The following is a 22856-nucleotide window of genomic DNA, read 5'->3' on the forward strand; positions in this document are numbered from 1 at the left end:
ACCGACTCGTCGCTCTCGTTGTAGGCGTGCTTGAGGTACAGCAGCGCCACCATCAGGCGGATCGGCAGGCGGGGACGACCGGCATTGCTCACACCCGCTCCTGCCACCGCCGGGCTGGGGCCAAACAGATCAGCGCCCTCAACCCGTAGACCCTTGCGATCACGGTGCGCGAACAGTGGCGTCAGCGAGGCCTCGATCTGCGCCCAGGGCATTCGCGTGGCCAGCACCGCCAGCGCGTGGCGCAGGTCGATCATCTGATCGAGCCGGGCACGGAAGAAGTCGTCGGTGGCCATCGGTGGGGACTCCCAAACTCCCAGAAACCAATGTCCATTGGATTCATTCCCGGGAGCTGGCACCATCAGAAATCACCCGAAAGTCGTTCTATGACAACGGCTTATCTGATTTGCAAGGCCGACGACGTAATTCTCAAGGCGGCGCTGGCCGTGCAGGGCACTAGCTCGAGCGGGCTGAGCCAGCCGCGTCAATGCTTGAAAGTCGCGAACCTCGTTCACCTCACTGACTGATTCATTGCTGAGCCCGGCAGCACACTCAGCCCTCCGCCTCCACCAACCGATAACCCACCCCCGGCTCCGTCAGCAGCCAGCGCGGGTTCGCGGGCTGGCTCTCCAGCTTGGCGCGGAGCTGGGCCATGTAGAGGCGCAGGTAGTGGGTTTGTTCGGTCTGGTCGGGGCCCCAGACGTCGCTGAGCAGCTGGCGGTGGGTGACGACCTGGCCGGCGCTGCGGACCAGGCGGGCGAGCAGCTTGAATTCGGTGGGGGTGAGGTGGCAGGCTTCGTTGCGAACTTTGACGCTGCGAGTGCCCAGGTCCACTTCCAGGCCCATGGGGCCGCCGCTGCGGTAGTGGGTCAGGGCGGCGTCGATGCGCGTGCCGCGGTGGCGCAGCGTGACGCGCATGCGGGCCAGCAGCTCGCCAACGGCAAAGGGCTTGACGAGGTAGTCGTCGGCACCGGCGTCCAGCAGGCGAATCTTCTGGCCGTCGTCCTGCGCGGCGGAGATGACCAACACCGGCAGGCTGTGCTTGCGTCGCAGCATGCCGAGCAGTTGCTGGCCCTCGCCGTCGGGCAGGCCCAGGTCCAGCAGCACCAGGTCGAAACCGGCCGGGCGCACGGCGTCGGCCAGGTGGGTGGTCAGCGCCTGGGCTTCGGCCAGGCTGGCGGCGGTGAAGACTTCGTAGCCTTCGATGTCCAGCGCGCTTCTCAGCGTGGCGCGCAGCTCCCGGTCATCTTCGACCAGCAAAACCCTCAGGGTCATGATGTCTCGGCCTCCTCTGCAGGCGCAGGCGCGGCCTCGCCCAGCGGCAGCCAGCATTCGAAACTGCTGCCGCCGTGGCCGCGGGCGCGCAGGCGCAACGTGCCGCCGTGGGCCTCGGCGATCGCGCGGCAGACGGCCAGGCCGACGCCCGCACCGCTGCGGCCGCCACGCTCGGTGGCGGCCAGGTCCACCGGGCCGCGCTGGAAGACGTCGAAGATACGCTGGCGCCATTCGGGTGGCACGCCGGGGCCGCGGTCCCGCACGGCCAGTACCCAGTGGCCGGGCTGGGCGCGGGCCAGCAGTTCGACCGGGCTGTCGCCGCCGTACTTCAGCGCGTTGGCGATCAGGTTGTCCAGCAGCTGGGCCAGCAGCAGCGCGTCGCAGCGCAGCAGCGGCAGCCCCGGCTCGACGCGGGCGCGCAGCGCACCTTGCGGATGGCGCTGGCCGGCACGGCGCATCGCGGCGCCAACGATGTCTTCGGCCGATTCCCAGTCCAGCCGCAGCTGTACGCCGGGCGAGCTGAGGCGGGCCAGCTGCAAGGTGTTGTCGGTCAACTCGCCGAGCCGGCCGATCTCGTCGATCACGGTGGCCAGCAGCGTGCGGCGCTGCGCGGCGGAGAGGCGGTCGCCCTGGTCGTGCAGCGACGAGGCGGCGCCGAGCATGGTGGCCAGCGGCGTGCGGTAGTCGTGCGAGATTGCCGCCAGCAAGGCATTGCGGGTGGCATGCTCCTGGGCCAGCTGGCGCGCCTGCGTGGTCAGGCGCGCGGCCTGGGCGTGTTCGAGCGCCGCGCCCATCTGGTCGCACAAGGCCTGCGCATGGGCGCGCATGGCCTCGGGCAGCGCCGGGCTGTCGCCGGTGCCGACGGCCTGGGCCAGCGCATTGAGCCAGTTCTCGTCCAGCGGCAGCGAGACCGCACCACGCGCACCATGCCGGCCGCGCAGCGGCAGCAGCCACTGGCGCAGCGCTTCATGCCGGCCGGTGCCCGGCCCCATCGCCCGCGGCTGGCGCAGGCACAGCCACAGGCCGACGCGCGTGTCGTCGTCGGGCTCGCCGAACCAGCGCACGGCCTCGGGCAGATCGGTCGCCGGCAGCTTGGGCTGCTGCAGCAGCATCAGCACCGGCGCGCCCTGGAATTCGCGCGCCAGGTGGCTGAACAGCAGGCCGGCATGTTCGAGCGGATCGTCCACCGCGCGCAGCGCCTCGCCCAGCTCGCGCAGCTGGTGTGCATGGCGGGCCTGGCGGGCCAGCTGCGCGGCCAGCCGGCGCTGCGCCACCATCAGCCACGTGACGATCCAGTTGACCAGCAGCATCGCGCCCAGCAGCAAGGCGTGATGGCGCAGGTCGACCTGGAAGCTGCCGCGCGGCGGCACGAACCACCAGTTGAAGGCCAGCACCGCCAGCGCGCTGAGCGCCAGCGACACGCCCAGCGGCAGGCACAGCGCGGCCAGCGCGGCGGCCAGCACCGGCAGCATGGCCAGCCCGGCCAGGTCGACATGGCCGTCCAGCCAGGCCATCAGCCCAGCGGCCAGGCCCCAGATCAGCAGCCCCCATGCCGGATGCGGCCGCATCAGCAGCCGCAAGCCATGCGGCTGCGCAGCAGCGGGCGCCACGGAGGCTTCGGAAGGCACGCGGGCCATGTTCATGCACCGGACGCTAGCACGCGCGCTTGGCGCATCGCATCAGCAGCTGCGTGCTGGCGCGCCCAGCCGGGACACGGGTTGAAACACGCTGAACGTGTTTGCAGCCGGTCTTTTATGCGGTGGCAGGCTATGGATAGCTGAAAGCCTTCGTTCACGCAAGCCGGGGCGGCGCCCATGATCAAGGCATTCCATCACGCAGGAGACCTGCCATGACAAGCCACATCGCCAACGCTCCGGTCGAGCTGCCCGTCACCGGCCAGGCCCTGCGCCAGGCGCTGGAAGCGCGCGACGTGTCGGCCCTGCTGGCATGCACCCAGCAGCTGCGCGTGGCGGGCTACCGGGTCGAGCCGGGCCGCCTGGCGGCCGAGTTGCTGGCCCACGGCTGCACCTGGGTCGAAGACGCCTTCGGCCATCGCGTGGCGCTGCAGGTGCATGTGCCCAAGGCGCTGGCCCAGTTGCAGCCCGACGAAGCCTGCAGCTTCCGCATTGCGGCCTGACGGTCTCCCGAACTCCCATCCGAACTCAACGCTGTCATTAGAAAAGGCAAATCACCATGAGCATCCTCGCTGTCAACGCGCGCAACCAGTTCCGTGGCCGGGTCAAGGAAATCATCGAGGGCCCGGTGGTCTCGGAGGTCGACGTGGAAATGCCGTCCGGCCTGGTCGTGACTTCGGTCATCACCACCCGCTCGGTGCACGAGCTGGGCCTGCGCGTGGGCCGCGACGTGGTCGCGCTGGTCAAGTCGACCGAGGTGTCCATCGCGACCCTCTGACCCCATCGGCCCGGGCCGCGCCGACCTGGCGAGGCCTGTTGCCACATCCCACGGGCGGCCATGAGCCGCCCGTTTTTCATTGGCCAAGGCCGCTTGCCCCGCACAAATCGAATAAGAAAGCTCGTTTTGATTCGTTCCTCGTTCGATGCGCGATTTCTAGCATCTGGTTCCAGATTGCAACAACGCCCCGAGGAACCTCCGATGCCGTCCCGCCGTACCACGATTGCCCAGTTTGCCGCCGCCGCGCTGCTCGCCCTGACCGGCGCCGCCGCCATCGCCAAGGACGTCACGCTGCTGAACGTCTCCTACGACCCCACCCGCGAGCTCTACCAGGACTACAACAAGGCCTTCGCCGCCTACTGGAAGACCAAGACCGGCGACACCGTGACGGTCAAGCAGTCGCACGGCGGTTCTGGCAAGCAGGCCCGCTCGGTGATCGACGGCCTGGAGGCCGACGTCGTCACGCTGGCGTTGGCCTATGACATCGACGAGATCGGCGAGAAGGCCAAGCTGATTCCGCCCGACTGGCAAAAGCGCCTGACGCACAACAGCTCACCCTACACCTCGACCATCGTGTTCCTGGTCCGCAAGGGCAACCCCAAGGGCGTGAAGGACTGGGATGACCTGATCAAGCCGGGCATCTCGGTGATCACGCCCAACCCCAAGACCTCCGGCGGCGCCCGCTGGAACTACCTGGCGGCCTGGGGCTACGCGCTGAAGAAGCCGGGCGGCAATGACGCCAAGGCCAAGGACTTCGTCACCGCGCTGTTCAAGAACGTGCCGGTGCTGGACTCCGGCGCCCGCGGCGCGACCACCACCTTCGTCGAACGCGGCATCGGCGACGTGCTGATCGCCTGGGAAAACGAAGCCTTCCTGGCCGTCAAGGAACTGGGCCCGGACAAGTTCGAGATCGTCGTGCCCTCGGTCAGCATCCTGGCCGAGCCGCCGGTGACCATGGTCGACAAGGTGGTCGACAAGCACGGCACGCGTGCCGTGGCCCAGGCCTATGTCGAGTACCTGTATTCGCCCGAAGGCCAGAAGATTGCCGGCGAGAACTACTACCGCCCGGTCGACGCTAAGGCCGCCGCGCAATTCACCAAGCTATTCCCGGCCGTGAAGCTGTTCACCATCGACGACACCTTCGGTGGCTGGGCCAAGACCCAGAAGACGCACTTCAATGACGGTGGCGTTTTCGACAGCATCTACGTCAACAAGTGATGACTGCGGCCGGGCACCGCTGCGCGCGGGTGCCCGGCCTCCGCGCTTGCGCGGTTTTCCTGCCAGGGCGCGGCTTTCCGCCGCGTTTCTCATAAGCAAGCGCGTTTTGCTTCGTTCCTCGACTTGATGCCGCTGCCTAGCATCACTTCACGCATGAACACATGCGCAAAGGCTGCTTGGACAGCCCCCAGACAGCCGAACCACCCACCCCAGGACCCGCCGTGACCACCGCCTCCCTTGCCGCCCATCCCGCCAGCCGTCCGGCGCGCGGCCCCTGGCTGTCGCGCCTGCTGCTGCGCCGCCGCAGCGTGCTGCCCGGCTTCGACCTGGCACTGGGCATGACGGTGCTGTACCTCAGCATCATCGTGCTGATCCCCCTGTCGGCCGTGTTCCTGAAGACCTTCACGCTGAGCTGGGACGGCTTCTGGGCCGCGGTGGCGTCGCCGCGCGTCGTCGCGTCCTACCGCCTGACCTTCGGCGCCTCGTTCGCCGCGGCCTTGCTCAACGGCGTGTTCGGCATGCTGGTCGCTTGGGTGCTTGTGCGCTACACCTTCCCGTTCAAGCGCGTGGTGGACGCCTTGGTGGACCTGCCGTTTGCGCTGCCCACCGCGGTGGCCGGCATCGCGCTGACGGCCCTCTACGCGCCGACCGGCTGGATCGGCCAGTACGTGCCGTTCAAGGTCGCCTTCACGCCGGTGGGCGTGTTCGTCGCGCTGACCTTCATCGGCCTGCCATTCGTGGTGCGCACGGTGCAGCCCATCCTGGAAGACCTGTCCAAGGAACTCGAAGAAGCGGCGGCGACGCTGGGCGCCTCGCGGCTGCAGACCTTCACCAAGGTGATCCTGCCTTCGCTGGCACCGGCGCTCTTGACCGGCTTCGCGCTGGCCTTTGCCCGCGCGCTGGGCGAATACGGCTCGGTGATCTTCATCGCCGGCAACATGCCGATGGTCTCGGAAATCACGCCGCTGCTCATCATCACCAAGCTGGAGCAGTACGACTACGCCGGCGCCACCGCCATCGCGGTCGTGATGCTGAGCATTGCCTTCACGATGCTGCTGGTCATCAACCTGCTGCAGGCCTGGGCCCGCAAGCGCCAGGGCCGCTGAGCCTCCCCAAATCCCTGTTTTTGCCGAGGTTCGCATGACCACCGCCCAGATTCCCCTGCCCGACGCGGCCACGCCGCAGCCGGCGCCCCCCGGCGCACCCGTTTCGCAGCGAGGCACGCGCGCACGCTCCGCGCTGTCGTCCACCACAGAGCCGGCCTGGGTCCGCACCACGCTGATCCTGATCGCGCTGCTGTTCCTGTCGCTGTTCCTGTTCGTGCCGCTGGTGGCCGTGTTCGTCGAAGCCTTCAAGAAGGGCTGGGAGGTCTACGTGGCCGCCATCGTCGAGCCGGACGCGCTGGCCGCCGTCAAGCTCACGCTGATCGCCGCCGGCATCTCGGTGCCACTGAACCTGGTGTTCGGCGTTGCCGCGGCCTGGGCGATCGCCAAGTTCGACTTCCGCGGCAAGGACCTGCTGCTGACGCTGATCGACCTGCCGTTTTCGGTCAGCCCGGTGATCGCCGGCCTGATCTACGTGCTGGTCTTCGGCCTGCAGGGCTGGTGGGGCGAATGGCTGCGCGACCATGACCTGAAGATCATCTTCGCAGTGCCCGGCATCGTGCTGGCCACCGTCTTCGTGACCTTCCCGTTCGTGGCCCGCGAGCTGATCCCGCTGATGCAGGCGCAGGGCCAGGAACAGGAAGAGGCCGCGCGCGTGCTTGGCGCTTCGGGCTGGCAGATCTTCTGGCGCGTCACGCTGCCCAACGTCAAGTGGGCGCTGCTGTATGGCGTGATCCTGTGCAACGCGCGGGCCATGGGCGAGTTCGGCGCGGTCTCGGTGGTGTCCGGCCATGTGCGCGGCTTCACCAACACCATGCCGCTGCACATCGAGATCCTCTACAACGAATACCAGTTCGCGGCCTCGTTCGCGGTGGCCTCGCTGCTGGCCGGCCTGGCGCTGGTCAGCCTGGTGCTGAAGTACATCGTCGAGCAGCGCGTGAAGCGTGAATCGTCGGCCGCCCAAGGCGCTCACTGAAAACCGAGAGAAATTCATCATGTCGATTGAAGTCAAAAACCTGGTGAAGCGCTTTGGTTCGCTCGCCGTCTGCAACAACCTGAACCTGGAAATTCCCTCCGGTGAACTGGTCGCGCTGCTGGGCCCGTCCGGCTCGGGCAAGACCACGCTGCTACGCATGATTGCCGGGCTGGAACAGCCCGACTCCGGCAGCGTGCTGTTCCACGGTGCCGACGCCACCTTCTCCGATGTGCGCGACCGCAACGTGGGCTTTGTGTTCCAGCACTACGCGCTGTTCGGCCACATGCGCATTGCCGACAACATTGCCTTCGGCCTGCGCGTGCGGCCGCGCGAGACGCGCCCGTCCGAAGCGGCGATCAAGAAAAAGGTCGCTGAATTGCTGAAGCTGGTGCAGCTGGACGCCATGGCCGAGCGTTTCCCGCACCAGCTCTCCGGCGGCCAGCGCCAGCGCGTGGCGCTGGCCCGCGCACTGGCGGTCGAGCCCAAGGTGCTGCTGCTGGACGAACCCTTCGGCGCGCTGGACGCCAAGGTGCGCAAGGAACTGCGCCGCTGGCTGCGCCGCCTGCATGACGAGATGCACGTCACCAGCGTCTTCGTCACGCACGACCAGGAAGAAGCCATGGAAGTGGCCGACCGCATCGTCGTGATGAACGAAGGCCGCATCGAGCAGCAGGGCGCACCGGACGAGGTCTACGACAACCCGGCCACGCCGTTCGTGCTGAAGTTCCTCGGCGACGTGAACCTGTTCCACGGCCGCAATGCTTCAGGCAAGGCCGAGGCCGACGTCAGCTACGTGCGCCCGCACGAGCTGGAGATCGTCGCCACGGCCGAGGCCGACACCTGGGCCGTGACGCTGGCGCAGACGCTGACCGTCGGCCCGAACACCCGCATCGAATTCAAGCGCGACGACGACGGCAGCTACGTGGACGTGGAGCTGCCGCGCGAAGCCTGGATCAACGCGCGTGACCGCCTGAACCTGATCAACGGCTGCCGCGTGCACCTGAAGCCGCGCCGCGTGACGCGGTTTGCGGGGCCTGTCTGAGCGCTTCCTTGCCACCCGTACCTCCCCCCGTGTCACCCAGGGCTGCTTCGGCAGCCCTTTTTCATTGGTGAGCAGACGTGTCATCGGCTGTGCACGCCGGTCATGAGTTAAGGCGGAAAGCTTCCTTCGCAGGCAAGGGCCGGCTCCCCAAAATCCCCTGACACCAAGCGACGCGTGGGCCACTGGCTCGCCGCGCTCAACCAGGGGACATTGCCTTGAACTTCCAGCAACTGCGTTCCGTCCGCGAAGCCGCGCGCCAGGGTTTCAACCTCACCGAAGTGGCCCAGGTGCTGCACACCTCGCAGCCAGGTGTCAGTCGCCAGATCCGCGAGCTGGAAGACGAACTGGGCCTGGCCTTGTTCGCCCGCAGCGGCAAGCGCCTGGTGGGCCTCACGCCGCCGGGCGAGCGCATGCTGCCCATCGTCGAGCGCATGCTGGTGCATGCCGAGAAGCTGCGCCACGTCGGCCGCGACTACGCCAGGGAGGCCTCCGGCCAGCTGACGATTGCCGCCACCCATTCGCAGGCCCGCTACGCGCTGCCGCCGGCCGTGATGTCCTTCCGCGCCCAGCATCCGCACATCGGCCTGACGCTGCACCAGGGCTCGCCGGACCAGGTCGCCAAGCAGCTGCTGCGCCGCGAGGTCGACATCGGCATTGCCACCGAAGGCCTGGCCCGCCATGCAGGCCTGCTGACCCTGGCCTGCTACAGCTGGACCCACCTGGTGCTGGTGCCCAAGGGCCACCCGCTGACCGACGGCAAGCCGCTGACGCTGGCCCGCCTGGCGCGCTTCCCGCTGATCACCTACGAGCGCGGCTTCACCGGCCGGGCCTCGCTGGACCAGGCCTTTGCCGCAGCCGGCCTGGCGCCGCAGCTGGCGATGGAAGCGATGGATGCCGACGTGATCAAGACCTATGTCGAGCTGGGCATGGGCGTGGGCATCGTCGCGGCGATTGCGCACCAGCCCGAGCGGGACAACGAGCACATGGTGGCGCTGGACGCTCGCCACCTGTTTGCGCCCAACCTGACCCGGCTGGCGGTGCGCCGCGGCGAGCCGCTGCGCGACATCGTGTTCGAGTTCATCCGCGCCTTCGCGCCGCCGCTGACGCGCGAAGTCGTCACCGCCGAGCTGCAGAAGGAGCTGCTGCGCGAGGGCCTGAGCCGGCCCGAGCTGCAGCATCCGGAGCTGGCCAGCAATGGCGCGCTGTACAACGGACCGAACGACAAGGTGCTGCCGCTCGCCCAAAGCGCCTGAGCCCGGCCCCGCCGAAATCACAAACCGAATAAGCAGCGGCCCTTTGATTCGTTCCGTCGTCGCAGCCCGGCCCTTACGCTGAAGCCATTCGCTGAGAACCCTTGCTTTGTCTTTGATCTTCAACGCCTACCGCCGAGCCCGCCATGAACGCCACAGATCTGCTGCAATCGCTCACCCGCCCGGCTGCCATGCAGCCGCTGGGCGCACCTGACCCCCACGGCCCCATCGTGCCCACGCCCGTTCAACTGGAACCCGTGAACGACACACTGAGCCCGGCCGACGCCCAGCTCGACCTGGACCAGATCGTCACCTCGCTGCGCACCGTGCGCCTGAGCTGGCGCGAAGCCAGCGGCCGCTCGCGCGAACCTGCCGGCCGTGAACTGCCCTCGCCCGACACCGTCGCCCACATCATGGACGACCTCTGCGGCGTGCTGTTCCCGATGCGCCTGGGTCCGCCCGAACTGCGCCCGCAGGAAGAAGACATCTACGTGCGCCGCACGCTGGGCCAGACGCTGCAGTTCCTGCAAGGCCAGGTGCGGCTGGAGCTGGCGCACGACGCCCGCCTGCTGGACGACGAGCAACGCAACCGCGGCGAGCTGCCCGAACTGGCTCGCCAGGTCGTCAACAACCTGGCGCGCTCGCTGCCGGTGATCCGCTCGTTGCTGGACAGCGACGTCGCCGCCGCCTTCCACGGCCAGCCCAGCGCCCGCAATGTCGACGAGATCCTGCTCTGCTGCCCCGGCGTGCGGGCCATGATCCACCACCGCGTGGCCCATCGCCTGCACCGCCTGGGCGCGCGCCTGCTGGCCCGCATGGTGGCCGACCTGGCGCACAGCCGCACCGGCATCGACATCCATCCCGGCGCCACCATCGGCGCCGGCTGCTTCATCGACCACGGCAATGGCGTCGTGATCGGCGAAGGCGTGCGCATCGGTCGCCAGGTGCGCATCCACCAGGCCGTCACGCTGGACGCTGGCGACAGCCCGCGCCAGCCCGGCAGCACCACGCTGCTGGCCTACCCCACGGTGGGCGACGACGTGGTGCTGCACGCTGGCGCCACCGTGCTCGGCGGCGTGAGCATCGGCCAGGGCGCCCGCATTGGCGGCAACGTCTGGCTGACCGACGACGTGCCGGCCGGCGCACTCGTCAGCCAGGCGACGCTGCGTCAGGGGCCTGCACGCCCCTGAGCACGCCTCGCATGCGGCAGTGGGCGATACCATCCGCCGCATGCGCATCCCCGTCGAACTGAAACACGCCAGCCGCCTGCTCAACCACGGCCCCACGGTGCTCGTCGCCAGCGGCGACAGCGTAGGCAGGCGCGACGTGATGGCCGCGGCCTGGAACATGCCACTGGACTTCCTGCCGCCCAAGGTCGCGGTAGTGATCGACAAGGCCACCTTCACGCGCGAGCTGATCGCCGCCTCCGGCAGCTTCGTGCTCTCGGTGCCCAACGCCGCACAGCTCGACATGGTGGTCGCCGTCGGCAACACCAGCGGCCGCGAGCGCGACAAGTTCGCCACCTACGGCATTGCCACCACACCGGCCTCGCAAGTCCCTGCCCCGCTGGTCGAAGGCTGCCTGGCCTGGCTGGAATGCAAGGTCTACCCCGAGCCGCACAACGAAGCCACCTACGACCTGTTCCTCGCTGAAGTCGTCGCCGCCTGGGCGGAGGACTTCGCGTTCAAGGACGGGCACTGGCAGGACCTGCCCGAGCCGCAGCGGGCCTTGCATCACCTGGGTGGCGGCAACTTCTTCACCAGCGGCGGGCTGCTGAAGGGCACGGCCACCGGATAAGCAAACCCGAATTTCTTCGTGGCCGCGCGCGAGGCCATGCGCTGCAATGCCAGCAACATGACCGTGATCACCGCGCCCGCGCTGGCCTCCGCTCACGAGGCGGTCGCCGATGGAACACCCGCCTCTGCGCCCCCTCGCTCATCGCCGCCGCGCCCTGAGCCAGAGCGTGTGCACCGCATCCGTGACGACGCCGAGGCCCTGCAAGTCGCCAGGCAGCTGGCCGCAGAGTTCGCCACCGGGGCCGCGGAGCGCGACCACCAACGCCGGCTGCCGTGGGACGAGCTGCAGCGCTGGTCCGAGAGCGGCCTGGGCGGCATGACGGTGCCGCGCCGCTTCGGCGGTGCCCAGGTCTCGTGCCTGACGCTGGCCGAAGTCTTCATCACGCTGTGCGCCGCAGACCCAGCCCTCGGCCAGGTCCCGCAAAACCATTTCGCGCTGCTGGGCGTGCTGCGCGAAGCCGGCAGCCAGGCGCAGCAGCAGCGCTTCTACGCCGAGGCGCTGGACGGTCTGCGGCTGGGCAATGCCGGGCCGGAGCGCAAATCCGCCGAAGCGCCCACCATCCTGCGCGGCGGCCCCAAGCTGGTCCCCCGCGAGGATGGCGGGCTGACCTTGAACGGCCAGCGCTTCTATTCGACCGGGGCCTTGTTCGCCCACCGCATTCCCACCCGCGCGCTGGACGCCAAGGGCCGCCCTGTGCAGGCCTGGGTGCCGGCTGACGCGCCCGGCGTGCAGGTGATCGACGACTGGGATGCCTTTGGCCAGCGCACCACCGCCAGCGGCAGCGTGCGCTTCGACCAGGTGCAGGTGGACCCGGAAGACGTGTTGCCGCTGTGGCGGCTGGCCGAGCGGCCCGGGCTCTATGGCCCGGTGTCGCAGCTGATCCAGGCCGCCATCGACCAGGGCATTGCACAGGCCGCGCTGGCCGACGCGCTCATCTACGTGCGCGAACGCGCCCGCCCCTGGGTCGACTCCGGCCTGGAACGCGCCAGTGACGACCCGCATCTGATCGCCGAGGTCGGCCGGCTGCAAATCACGCTGCATGCAGCCCACGAGTTGCTGCGAGAAGCCGCCAGCACGCTGGACGAACTGGCGGCCAGCGCGCTGGATGCCGAAGGCTGCTGGACGCCTTTGAGCGCCGAGGCCAGCGCGCACGCCTCGGTCACCGTCGCGCAAGCCAAGGTGATGACGACCCGCGCCGCGCTGGCCGCCAGCGAGCAGCTGTTCGAGCTGGCCGGCTCGTCCGCCACCCGGCTTTCGCGCCACCTGGACCGCCACTGGCGCAACGCCCGCGTGCACACGCTGCACGACCCGGTGCGCTGGAAGCTGCAGCTCATTGGCAACCACCATCTCAATGGCGTGCTGCCGGCGCGCCACTCGTGGAATTGAGCGCTCCGTCAGCCTCGTCAGCCCCGACTTCCCCCATGTCCCTGCTGCTCACGCCCACACCCGCCCCAGCCCGCCAGCTCAAGCCGGCCGACCCGCCGCTGCAGCGCCCGGCCCGTCTACCAGACGACGCTGCCGCCGTGCGCGCCGCGCGCCAGCTGGCCGCCGAATTTGCCCCCGGCGCCGCCGCCCGCGACCAGTCGCGCACGTTGCCCTGGGCCGAACTGGACGCCTTTGTCGCCAGCGGCCTGTGGGCCATCAGCGTGCCACGCGAGCATGGCGGCCTGGGCGCCAGCAGCGCCACGCTGGCCGAGGTCACTGCGCTGATCTCGGCCGCAGATGGCTCGCTGGGCCAGATCCCGCAGAACCATTTCTACGCGCTGGAAGTCCTGCGCGTGGGCGGCAGCCGTTCGCAGCAGCGCTTCTTCTACGACCGCGTGATGGCCGGCGAACGCTTTGGCAACGCGCTGGCCGAAATCGGCCACAAGGACTTCAAGCGCCGCACACGGCTCACGCGCGCCGGCAGCGGCTGGCGCATCGAAGGCCGCAAGTTCTACTGCACCGGCGCGCTGTATGCACACTGGATCCCCACGCTGGTGGTCACCGAGGAAGAGGGCCGCGAAGTGCAGTACCTGGCCTTCGTACCGCGCGATGCGCCAGGCGTCACCGTCATCGATGACTGGGACGGCATGGGCCAGCGCCTGACCGGCAGCGGCAGCGTGGTGTTCGACAACACCGAAGTCGAGCCCGGCTGGGTCGTGCCCTTCCAGGCCTCGTTCGAGCAACCGTCCACCATCGGCCCGTTTGCGCAAATCCTGCATGCCGCCATCGACCTTGGCATCGGCCAGGGCGCGCTGGCGGCCACGCTGCCCTTTCTGCGCGAACACGCCCGCCCGTGGATGGACAGCGGCCTGGCCCGTGCCGCCGACGACCCGCTGGCCATCCAGCAGATCGGCGAGCTGAAGGTCCAGCAGGCCGCAGCCCATGCCCTGCTGCGCCGCGCCGCCCGCTTCCTGGATGCCGCCCAGCTGCGCCCGACCGAACGCAGCGTCGCCGAAGCCTCCATCGCCGTGGCCGAAGCCCGCGCCTTGAGCACCACCTTCTCGCTGGACGCCAGCACCCGCCTGTTCGAACTCTGCGGCACCGCCGCCACGCTGGGCAACCTGGGCCTGGACCGCTTCTGGCGCAACGCCCGCACCCACACACTGCACGACCCGGTGCGCTGGAAATACCACGCGGTCGGCAACCATGTGCTCAACGACAAGCTGCCGCCAAGGCACGGCGCGTTGTAGGCAAACTCGATGCTTGGCGCGGTAAGGGTTCAGACCAGAGGAAGACCGCTCGCTCGACCTTGAGTCTTCAACAAGATGGCTCGGCAAGGATCCAGCGCACGAAGCGCGCCCACAGCGAGTTGCTTCGCGCAGCCAGTATGCGAGCCTTCGCTGCCGCACGCTCTTCCGCGCGAACGGCTTCGCGCGCCTCTTCTCGTGCGGCTTGGACTTTGTGGTTTCGGTCCGCCAGTTCCATGTCCAGGTCATCGCACTGCGGGCCTTCGCCCGTGTCGATCAGGCGAATCTGGATGATCCGGTTCGTTCCCTTGTAGCGAATGCAGCCGACGTCCTGCACCCGGAACGCCGCCACCATCTGGTCGTGCTCCTCAGGTGTGACGGGTTGCTTGCGCACATAGCAGTGACCACCGCCTTCCACATAGGCGAAGAGATCGGGCGCTTCCGTAGTTGGCATGCCACAGGACATGCAGCATCCGTCCTCGACATAGAAATCGCCCGGCGAATTCAGGGGATGAGGGGTCGTCATGATCGGCGGCAACTCTACCTTGCCGTCCTATGGCACGCCGAAGAGAAGCGCCGTCGGATCTTTGATGTAGGAGGCGAAGAAACCGGCGAGCGTGTCGGCAATGCGAACCGGCGCTTCGCCGTTGAAGTGGTCGATGAAGACGGCGCTGGTGTCGTCTTCGTTCGGTTGAAGCCGGTAACACCAGCAACTGGCCATGTAGTCAGAGAACAGCACGCCCACCGGTGACCATGCGCCATTCTCTTCAACGATCTGGCTGGGCGACCACAGCCGCCAAAACTCCTCGTCCATGTCATCCATGCCGCCGATCCGGGCGTAGAGCGCGATCACGTCGGATGTGGCCCGAGACCCAACATGGGCAAACGCCTGGCGCACGATTGCAGCCTCAGCGGGCGCATGCAGCGCCAGCCCTGCGGCACGCCATCTTTGGATCAGCTCGGTCAGTTCTTTCACCAGTTCCTCCTCCGAAGTCCACCGAGGATAAGGCCACGACTTCGAGGGCAGCGCCGCGCTCGCGCTTACGTCATCCTTCAGCAATCCACAAGGCGGCCGATAAATGACCGAGCAACGAACTCGGAGTGCCCGATGCGGATTCAAGACATGAAGATTTCCACCCGGCTGGTGCTGGGTTTCACCATGATGGCGATCCTGGTCGCGGTGCTGGGCGCGATTTCCATCCTCAAGGTCAACGCCATCAATGCCAAGCTGGAACTGGCGGTGCGGGACCGTTATCCCAAGGTGCAGCGCTTCCTGACCATCAAGGAAGCCAATGCCACGGTGGCCCGCAACATCCGCGAGCTGTTCATCGTCACCGACCCTGCCGACGCCAAGGCGCTGTACGACGACATCGACGCGGTCAGCAAGCGCACTGCCGAACAGTTCGAGGTGCTGAAGAGCATCATGACCACGCCCAAGGGCAAGGAAGGCTTCGAGAAGCTGGCCGCCGCCCGCGCCGCCTACCGCGGCCCGCGTGACAAGGTGCTGGGCCTGCTCAAGCAGGGCAACCTGGAAGAGGCCAAGACCGTGCTGCTGACCGAGGTGCGCCCGCGCCAGGTGGCCTACATGAGCGCCGTCGAAGAGATGGTGACGCTGGGCGGCAAGCTGATGGAACAGGCCGGCGCGGACGCGGACCAGGAAGTCGCCAGCGCACTGGCCATGGTCGGCACGCTGATCGGCCTGGCGCTGGCCGCGGCCGTCGCGGTGTGCGTCTGGACGGTGCGCAGCACCACCCGGCCCATCCATGAAGCCGTGCGCGTGGCGCGTGGGGTGGCGGCAGGTGACCTGACCGCCGAGTTCGACGCCAGCGGCGAAAACGAGACCGGCCAGCTGCTGCGCGCGCTGAAGGAAATGCAGCAACGCCTGGCCGACATCGTGGGCCACGTGCGCCAGAACGCCGAAGGCGTGGCCACCGGCTCGGCGCAGATCGCCTCGGGCAACAGCGACCTCTCGTCCCGCACCGAGCAGCAGGCCGCCGCGCTGGAAGAAACCGCGGCCTCGATGGACGAACTGGGCGCCACCGTGCGCGCCAATGCCGACAACGCCCAGCAGGCCAACGAACTGGCGGCGACCGCCAGCGACGTGGCCGGCCGCGGCGGCGTGGCGGTGCAGCAGGTGGTCGAGACCATGCGCGGCATCAGCGAAAGCTCGAAGAAGATCGCCGACATCATCGGCACCATCGACGGCATTGCCTTCCAGACCAACATCCTGGCGCTGAACGCCGCCGTCGAAGCGGCTCGCGCCGGCGAGCAAGGCCGCGGCTTTGCGGTCGTCGCTTCCGAAGTGCGCAGCCTGGCGCAGCGCTCGGCCGAGGCGGCCAAGCAGATCAAGGGCCTGATCACGCAGAGCAGCGAGCGGGTGGAACAAGGCACCGCGCAGGTGGACCAGGCCGGCGCGACCATCGACGAGGTGGTGCGCTCCATCGGCCGCGTGACCAGCATCGTCGGCGAGATCAGCTCGGCCTCGCGCGAGCAGGCCGCAGGCGTGGCCCAGGTCGGCCAGGCCGTCACCGCAATGGACCAGGCCACGCAGCAGAACGCCGCGCTGGTGGAAGAGTCCGCTGCCGGCGCCGAGAGCCTGAAGCAGCAGGCCCAGCAACTGGTGGCAGCCGTTGCGGTGTTCAAGCTCAGGCATGGCGAGACGGTGGCACCGGCGAAGGCACAGGCCGCTGCGCCCAAGCACAGCTTTGCACCGGTGAAGCCGGCCCCCGCGGCGCCGCGCGCAAAACCGCACGCAGCGCCGCACGCCACGGCCAAACCCAGCCACGCGCCCGCCCCGGCACCGCGCGCTGCCAAGCCCGCACCAGCGGCCGTGACGGCCGATGCCTCGGCCGATTGGGAAACCTTCTGACGGCAGGGCCAACAAGCCATTGAACAGGCCCTGCGGGGCCTGTTCTGCATTTGGGCGCCGCCCGACCCGGCGCTGCCTCTGCTCGGTTTCGCAACAAGCACAAGCGGAAACGTTCGTTGGCCGGCACCGCGCGTCACGCAACACTGTGTTGCATGGACGCTGTCATCTCCGTTGCCGACACCACAGAGCGCCTGGCGCGCCGGTTGGAGGCCACCGCCGTAGAACGCGACCGCAGCGGCGGACACGCCGCTGCGGAGCGCGTGGCCATTCGCGACAGTGGCTTGCTGGGGCTGACGATTCCGCGCAGCGCGGGCGGCCTGGGCGCGGACTGGCCGACCTTCTACGGCGTGGTGCGGCGGCTGGCGCAGGCCGACAGCGCACTGGCACACGTCTTCGCCTTCCATCACCTGCAGATCGCCACCGTGCTGCTCTACGGCAGCGAGGCCCAGCAGCGTGAACTGCTGCCACGCTCGCAGTCCGAAGGCTGGTTCTGGGGCAATGCGCTGAACCCGCTGGACACCCGGCTGGTGGCCACCGTGGTGACCGGCGGCTGGCAGCTGGACGGGCAGAAGAGCTATGCCTCCGGCTCGGTCGGCTCGGACCGGCTGGTGGTCTCGGCCGTGGCGCCGCGCAGCAACCTCGAGATGGAAACCCAGCATCCGCCCGCGGGCCGGCTGATCCTGCACCTGGACACGCGAGCACCCGGCGTCACGGTGCGCGAGGACTGGGACAGCTTCGGCCAGCGCCAGACCGACAGCGGCACCGTGCTGTTCGAGCACGTGTTCGTGCCGCAGCGCGACCTGCTGCAAGGCCCCGACACGCCGCCCACGCCACGCGCCACGCTGCGCACGCTGGTCTCGCAGCTCATCATGGCCAACCTCTACCTCGGGCTGGCGCAGGCCGCCTTCGAGGCCGGGCGCCGCCACACGCTGGAAAAGTCCCGCCCCTGGCTCGGCGGCAATGCAGCGAGCCTGGCGGATGAGCCGCTGGTGCAGCACCGCTACGGCGAGCTGTGGCTGCAGCTGCGCCCGGCCCAGCTGGTGACCGACGCCGCCGCGCAGCAGCTGCAGGCCGCGCTGGACGCCGGCGACGCGCTGACCGCCGCGCAGCGCGGCGAGCTGGCCGTGGAGGTGGCCGAGGCCAAGGTGCTGGCGCACCGCGCGGCCATGGCCATCGGCAGCGACGTCTTCGAGCTGGCCGGCGCCAGCGCCACCAGCCAGCGCCTGGCACTGGACCGCTTCTGGCGCAATGCGCGCGTGCACACGCTGCACGACCCGGTGGACCTGAAGCAGCGCGACATCGGCCGCTTCCGGCTCGATGGCCGCCCGCCCGAACCCAGCCCTTACGCCTGAGTGTGAGCGGCTGTGCCCACGAGGATCATTCGATGAGCCTGCTGTCGCTCGCTTCCGCCACGCCTTCCGCTGTGGCCGCCCCGGCGCCCGAGCCGCTGATCCGCCTGGAAAACGTCGCCAAGCGCTTTCTGCTGCCCGGCGGTGCTCACTTCGACGCGGTGAAACCGACCTCGCTGGAAGTGCAGCGCGGCGACGTGTTTGGCCTGGTCGGCAAGAGCGGCGCAGGCAAGAGCACCCTGCTGCGGCTGATCAACCTGCTGGAGCGGCCGGACCAGGGCCGCGTGTGGGTGGCCGGCCGCGAGCTGACGGCGCTGAGCAAGCCGGCGCTGCGCGACGCGCGCCAGCAGATCGGCATGATCTTCCAGCAGTTCAACCTGCTGCAGAACGCCGGCGTGTTCGACAACGTGGCCTTCCCGCTGCGCCTGCACAAGCTGCAGGGCGGCAAGGCCGCGGGCATTGCCAGGCGCGTGCACGAATGCCTGGCGCTGGTCGACCTGGCCGACAAGCAGCACAGCTTCCCGGCCCAGCTCTCCGGCGGGCAGAAGCAGCGCGTGGCGATTGCCCGCGCGCTGGCCAGCCAGCCCGCGGTGCTGCTGTGCGACGAACCGACTTCGGCACTGGACGCCGAGACCACCGAATCGCTGCTGGCCACGCTGCGCGACATCAACACCCAGCTGGGCGTGACCATCGTCATCGTGACCCATGAGCTGGCGGTGATCGACACGCTGTGCCGCCACGTCGCCGTCATTGAAGACGGCCAGATCGCCGAGCGTTTTGCGGTGGGCGACAGCCGCGTACCGGCGGTGACACGGCTGGGCCGCGAGCTGCAGCAGCTGCGCGCACGCGAAGCGGCGCTGGCCCGGCTGGCCTGGCCGGAGGCTGCGCTTGCCTGAGCACCTGCCTGAGATGTTGTCCGAGCTGTTGACGCCCAACATTGCCGCGCTGCTGCCCGATCTGGGCACCGCGCTGGAACAGAGCGCGCTGATGCTGGCATTGGGGCTGGCGGCTGCCGTGCTGCTGGGCGGGCCGCTGGGCATCTGGCTGTTCCTGCTCGGGCCGGGGCAGCCGCTGCAGCGGCCCTGGCTGCACGGCCTGGTGGGCTGGCTGGTCAACACCGTGCGCTCGTTTCCTTTCATCATCCTGCTGGTCGCGCTGGCGCCGGTGACCCGCGTGGTCGCCGGCAGTTCCATCGGGCCGGTCGCCGCGGCAGTGCCGCTGTCGTTTGCGGCCATCGCCTACTTCGCGCGCCTGGTCGAGCAGAACCTGCGCGAGGTGCCGCGCGGCGTGATCGAGGCGGCCCAGGCCATGGGCGCATCGGACCTGCAGATCGTCCTGCGCGTGCTGCTGGTCGAGGCCCGCTCGGGCCTGGTGCTGGCGCTCACGGTGCTGGCCATCAGCTTCCTGTCGTACTCGGCGGTGGCCGGTGTGGTCGGTGGCGGTGGCATCGGCGACCTGGCGATCCGCTACGGCTACTACCGCTTTCAGACCGACGTGATGGTCTTCACCGTCGCGCTGCTGGTGCTGCTGGTGCAACTGCTGCAGTTCACCGGCAACACCGTGGCGCGCCGGCTGGACAAGCGCTGACCCGCTTGCCACCAGCGGCCGTCACGTCGCTTTTTCCGGGCCGCCGCGCCCGTGTTCGCCAAGAAGGATGTTCCGATGACCCTCGCCCGCCGTCCCTTGCTGGGTGCCACCGCCGTGCTGCTGCTGGGCAGCCTGGCCACGCTGCCTGCGCTGGCCGAGGAAGCCAAGAAGACGCTGACGATCGGCGCCACCGCCGGCCCGTATGCGGACCAGGTCAAGTGGGGCATCAAGCCGCTGCTGGAGAAAAAGGGCTACACCGTCAAGGTGGTCGAATTCAACGACTACATCCAGCCCAACTTCGCGCTGGCCCAGGGCGCGCTGGACGCCAATGCCTTCCAGCACATCGTCTACCTGACCAAGTTCTCGACCGAGAACAAGCTGGCGATCAGCGAGCTGCTGAAGGTGCCGACCGCCCCCATCGCGATCTACAGCCACAAGCACAAGACGCTGGACGTGAAGCCCGGCGCCGCCGTGGCGCTGCCCAACGACCCGACCAACGCCGCCCGCGCGCTGATGGTGCTGCAGGAGATCGGCTGGATCAAGCTGCGCGAGGGCGTGGACCCGATCCGCGCGTCTGAAAAAGACGTGGCGGTGAACCTCAAGCAGATCAAGCTGATCCCGCTCGAAGCCGCGCAGTTGCCGCGCTCGCTGGACGACACCGACTACTCGTTTGTCAACGGCAACTTCGCGCTGGCTTCCGGCCTGAAACTGACCGAGGCGCTGGCGCTGGAGAAGACCGGCCCGACCTACCAGAACGTCGTCGCGGTGCGCACCGAGGACCTGGCCAAGCCCTGGGTCAAGGACATTGCCGAGGCCTACCGCTCGCGCGAATTCCTGGCCGTCACCGAGCAGCGCTTCGCCGGCTTCGTGAAGACGGACTACCAGCAGGCGCTGCAGACCACCACCAAGTGAGCGCCGGCATGGCTGGGAACTTGATCAGGTTCAACGCGTTCCAGATGAACGCGGCAGGGCACCAGTCGCCCGGCCTGTGGGCGCACCCGCGCGACCGCTCGCACCACTACCGCGAAGCCGCGCACTGGGTCGAACTCGCGCAGCTGCTGGAGCGCGGCCTGTTCGACAGCGTGTTCCTGGCCGACGTGCTAGGCGTCTACGACGTCTACCGCGGCAGCCTGGACGCCTCGCTGCGCCATGCCACGCAGGTGCCGCTGAACGACCCGCTGGCCCTGGTGCCGCTGATGGCCCAGGCCACCACGCACCTGGGCTTCGGCGTGACGTGCGCGCTGACCTACGAACATCCCTACCCGTTCGCCCGCCGCATGAGCACGCTGGACCACCTGACCGGTGGCCGCGTCGGCTGGAACATCGTCACCGGCTACCTGGACAGCGCCGCGCGCAACCTCGGGCTGGGCCGCCAGCTCGCGCACGACGACCGCTACGACCTGGCCGACGAGTACATGGAGGTCGTCTACAAGCTCTGGGAACAGAGCTGGGACGACGACGCGGTGCGCCTGGACAAGGCCGGCCGCGTGTTCACCGACCCGGCCAAGGTGCATGCCATCGCCCACCACGGCCCGCGCTTCCAGGTGCCCGGCATCCACCTCTGCGAGCCCTCGCCGCAGCGCACTCCCGTGCTGTACCAGGCCGGCACCTCGTCGCGCGGCAAGGCTTTTGCCGCGCGGCATGCCGAATGCGTCTTCATGAGCGGCCCGAGCCAGACGGTGATCGCGCGCCAGGTCGACAGCCTGCGCAGTGCGCTGGCCGAGGCTGGCCGCCCGCCCGGGTCGCTGCGCATCTTCACGCAGGCACTGGTGATCACCGGCGAAAGCGAAGCCCAGGCGCAGGACAAGCTGGCCGACTACCAGCGCTACATCGACATCGACGCCTCGCTGACGCTGCTCTCCGGCTGGACCGGCGTGGACTTCAGCCGCTACCCGCTGGACGCGACCATCGAGTACATGGACACCGAAGCCGGCCGCAGCGCACTGGCCTCGTTCAGCGCGGCGGACCCGAGCCGCCGCTGGACCGTGCGCGAAGCGGCCGAGTTCGTCGGCCTGGGCGGGCGCGGGCCGGTCCTCGTCGGCAGCCCCACGCAGGTGGCGGACCAGCTCGAAGACTGGATCGACCGCACCGGCATCGACGGCTTCAACCTGACCTACGCGCTGAGCCATGAAACCATGGAAGACGTGGTGCGCTGGGTCGTGCCCGAGCTGCAGCGCCGTGGGCGCTACCGCACGGCCTACACGCCCGGCTCGCTGCGCCACAAGCTGTTTGCCCAGGGCGACCGGCTGCCGGCCGGGCACGCCGGCCGGCAGGTGAAGCTGGGCACCACGACATCCTGACGCCTCTACGAAAGCAGTACCCGATGCAACGTCGCTCCGTTCTCTCGCTGGCCGGCGCCACGCTGGCCCCCGCGGTGATTCCCGTGCTGGGCCACGCCGCCGACACCCTCACCGAGCTGCGGTTGGACTACGCCACCTACTCGCCCGTCAGCCTGGTGCTGAAGAAGTTCGGCTGGCTGGAGGAAGACTTGAAGCGCGATGGCATCGCCGTCAAGTGGGTCTTCAGCGCCGGCAGCAACCGCGCATTGGAATACCTCAATGCCAACAGCATCGACATCGGCTCCTCCGCCGGCCTGGCCGCACTGCTGGCCAAGGCCAATGGCAACCCGATCCGCACACCCTACATCTTCTCGCGCCCCGAGTGGACCGCGCTGGTCGTGCCCAAGGATTCGCCGATCAAGACCCTGGCCGACCTGAAGGGCAAGAAGATCGCCGCGACCAAGGGCACGGACCCGTACCTGTTCCTGCTGCGCGCGCTGCAGACCGTGAAGCTGCATCGCAGCGACATCGAGCACATCGGCCTGCAGCATGCCGACGGCCGCGCCGCGCTGGAGCAGGGCCGGGTGGACGCCTGGGCCGGGCTGGACCCGATGATGGCTGCCAGCGAGCTGGACGCCGGCTCGCGCCTGCTCTACCGCAACGTGGCCTTCAACACCTACGGCTTCCTGAACGTGCGCGAGGACTTCCTGGCCAGGCAGCCGGCGCTGGTCAAGCGCGTGATCGCCGCCTACGAGCGCGCCCGGCTGTGGACCATCGCCAACACCAGCGAGGCCGCGCGCATCCTCAGCGAGGAGGCCAGGGTCTCGCTGCAGGTCGCGTTGCTGCAGCTCAAGCTGCGCACCGACCTGAGCCAGCCGCAGCCGTCGACCGAACACATCAAGGCCTTGCAGGCCGCCGCGCCCATCCTGCTGGAAGAGCAGCTGGTCAAGCCCGGCACCGACCTGGTCAAGGCGGTGGAGGCGCTGGTCGACACGCGCTTCGCCCAGGGCCTGATCAAGGCCTGAGGCTT

General features: G+C 68.7%; 22 protein-coding genes and 1 pseudogene. 18 read left to right on the forward strand and 5 right to left on the reverse strand.

Annotation, left to right across the window (positions count from 1 at the left end; translation table 11 throughout):
• The 3 genes and pseudogenes from AC3WR5_RS31715 to AC3WR5_RS31725 form a co-directional block, all read right to left on the reverse strand.
• Nucleotides 1-293: pseudogene (locus AC3WR5_RS31715) on the reverse strand (IS5/IS1182 family transposase); the annotation flags it as partial.
• A gap of 256 nt (nt 294-549) precedes the next feature.
• Complete coding sequence (locus AC3WR5_RS31720; RefSeq protein ID WP_492489739.1) at nt 550-1272, reverse strand: response regulator; 723 nt, start codon at nt 1270-1272, stop codon at nt 550-552.
• Nucleotides 1269-2909 carry a sensor histidine kinase gene (locus tag AC3WR5_RS31725; RefSeq protein WP_492489741.1) on the reverse strand — a complete coding sequence of 547 codons (1641 nt, stop codon included), beginning with the start codon at nt 2907-2909 and terminating at the stop codon, nt 1269-1271. Before AC3WR5_RS31725 ends, AC3WR5_RS31720 begins: the two co-directional genes overlap by 4 nt.
• A gap of 212 nt (nt 2910-3121) precedes the next feature.
• Between AC3WR5_RS31725 and AC3WR5_RS31730 the strand changes: the two genes are divergently transcribed.
• The 11 genes from AC3WR5_RS31730 (at nt 3122) to AC3WR5_RS31780 (ending at nt 13745) form a co-directional block, all read left to right on the forward strand.
• A complete protein-coding gene (locus AC3WR5_RS31730; RefSeq protein ID WP_141288365.1) occupies nt 3122-3409 on the forward strand; it encodes a hypothetical protein in 288 nt (95 codons plus the stop codon).
• A gap of 56 nt (nt 3410-3465) precedes the next feature.
• Nucleotides 3466-3684, forward strand: a complete 219-nt coding sequence (locus AC3WR5_RS31735) for a TOBE domain-containing protein (RefSeq protein ID WP_141288364.1) — start codon at nt 3466-3468, stop codon at nt 3682-3684.
• 201 nt (nt 3685-3885) lie between these two features.
• Nucleotides 3886-4902 (forward strand): sulfate ABC transporter substrate-binding protein, encoded by a 1017-nt coding sequence (locus tag AC3WR5_RS31740; protein ID WP_492489743.1) that lies wholly within the window; start codon nt 3886-3888, stop codon nt 4900-4902.
• A 161-nt stretch (nt 4903-5063) separates the two neighbouring features.
• Nucleotides 5064-6008: a sulfate ABC transporter permease subunit CysT gene (gene cysT, locus AC3WR5_RS31745; protein WP_492489745.1), complete on the forward strand. Its 945-nt coding sequence runs from the start codon at nt 5064-5066 to the stop codon at nt 6006-6008.
• Between the two features lie 34 nt (nt 6009-6042).
• A complete protein-coding gene (gene cysW / locus AC3WR5_RS31750; RefSeq protein ID WP_141288361.1) occupies nt 6043-6981 on the forward strand; it encodes a sulfate ABC transporter permease subunit CysW in 939 nt (312 codons plus the stop codon).
• Nucleotides 6982-7000: 19 nt separating this feature from the next.
• A complete protein-coding gene (locus tag AC3WR5_RS31755; RefSeq protein ID WP_492489747.1) occupies nt 7001-8023 on the forward strand; it encodes a sulfate/molybdate ABC transporter ATP-binding protein in 1023 nt (340 codons plus the stop codon).
• 215 nt (nt 8024-8238) lie between these two features.
• Entirely contained in the window at nt 8239-9276 is a 1038-nt protein-coding gene (locus AC3WR5_RS31760) for a CysB family HTH-type transcriptional regulator (protein ID WP_492489749.1), read from the forward strand.
• A 143-nt stretch (nt 9277-9419) separates the two neighbouring features.
• Nucleotides 9420-10463, forward strand: a complete 1044-nt coding sequence (locus AC3WR5_RS31765) for a serine O-acetyltransferase (RefSeq protein ID WP_492489751.1) — start codon at nt 9420-9422, stop codon at nt 10461-10463.
• A 40-nt stretch (nt 10464-10503) separates the two neighbouring features.
• The gene (locus tag AC3WR5_RS31770) at nt 10504-11070 is read left to right on the forward strand and encodes a flavin reductase family protein (RefSeq protein WP_492489752.1); all 567 of its coding nucleotides are present in this window, start codon (nt 10504-10506) and stop codon (nt 11068-11070) included.
• Nucleotides 11071-11127: 57 nt separating this feature from the next.
• Complete coding sequence (locus AC3WR5_RS31775) at nt 11128-12456, forward strand: SfnB family sulfur acquisition oxidoreductase (RefSeq protein ID WP_492489753.1); 1329 nt, start codon at nt 11128-11130, stop codon at nt 12454-12456.
• Between the two features lie 35 nt (nt 12457-12491).
• On the forward strand, nt 12492-13745 hold the full coding sequence (locus AC3WR5_RS31780; RefSeq protein WP_492489754.1) for an SfnB family sulfur acquisition oxidoreductase: 1254 nt from the start codon (nt 12492-12494) through the stop codon (nt 13743-13745).
• Nucleotides 13746-13812: 67 nt separating this feature from the next.
• Here the strand turns inward: AC3WR5_RS31780 and AC3WR5_RS31785 are convergent, their stop codons facing one another.
• Nucleotides 13813-14268: a ferredoxin gene (locus tag AC3WR5_RS31785; RefSeq protein WP_492489755.1), complete on the reverse strand. Its 456-nt coding sequence runs from the start codon at nt 14266-14268 to the stop codon at nt 13813-13815.
• 27 nt (nt 14269-14295) lie between these two features.
• On the reverse strand, nt 14296-14718 hold the full coding sequence (locus AC3WR5_RS31790) for a hypothetical protein (RefSeq protein ID WP_492489757.1): 423 nt from the start codon (nt 14716-14718) through the stop codon (nt 14296-14298).
• A gap of 147 nt (nt 14719-14865) precedes the next feature.
• Between AC3WR5_RS31790 and AC3WR5_RS31795 the strand changes: the two genes are divergently transcribed.
• From AC3WR5_RS31795 to AC3WR5_RS31825, 7 genes are all read left to right on the forward strand, one after another.
• On the forward strand, nt 14866-16611 hold the full coding sequence (locus AC3WR5_RS31795; protein WP_492489759.1) for a methyl-accepting chemotaxis protein: 1746 nt from the start codon (nt 14866-14868) through the stop codon (nt 16609-16611).
• A 152-nt stretch (nt 16612-16763) separates the two neighbouring features.
• The gene (locus AC3WR5_RS31800; RefSeq protein ID WP_492489761.1) at nt 16764-17963 is read left to right on the forward strand and encodes an acyl-CoA dehydrogenase family protein; all 1200 of its coding nucleotides are present in this window, start codon (nt 16764-16766) and stop codon (nt 17961-17963) included.
• A gap of 32 nt (nt 17964-17995) precedes the next feature.
• A complete protein-coding gene (locus AC3WR5_RS31805) occupies nt 17996-18856 on the forward strand; it encodes a methionine ABC transporter ATP-binding protein (protein WP_492489763.1) in 861 nt (286 codons plus the stop codon).
• 28 nt (nt 18857-18884) lie between these two features.
• Entirely contained in the window at nt 18885-19547 is a 663-nt protein-coding gene (locus AC3WR5_RS31810) for a methionine ABC transporter permease (protein ID WP_492489842.1), read from the forward strand.
• A gap of 75 nt (nt 19548-19622) precedes the next feature.
• A complete protein-coding gene (locus tag AC3WR5_RS31815) occupies nt 19623-20459 on the forward strand; it encodes a MetQ/NlpA family ABC transporter substrate-binding protein (protein ID WP_492489764.1) in 837 nt (278 codons plus the stop codon).
• 8 nt (nt 20460-20467) lie between these two features.
• Complete coding sequence (locus AC3WR5_RS31820; RefSeq protein WP_492489766.1) at nt 20468-21847, forward strand: LLM class flavin-dependent oxidoreductase; 1380 nt, start codon at nt 20468-20470, stop codon at nt 21845-21847.
• A 23-nt stretch (nt 21848-21870) separates the two neighbouring features.
• Complete coding sequence (locus AC3WR5_RS31825; protein ID WP_492489767.1) at nt 21871-22851, forward strand: aliphatic sulfonate ABC transporter substrate-binding protein; 981 nt, start codon at nt 21871-21873, stop codon at nt 22849-22851.
• Nucleotides 22852-22856 lie beyond the last annotated feature (5 nt).

The organism is Ideonella sp. FW305-24, assembly GCF_058788035.1.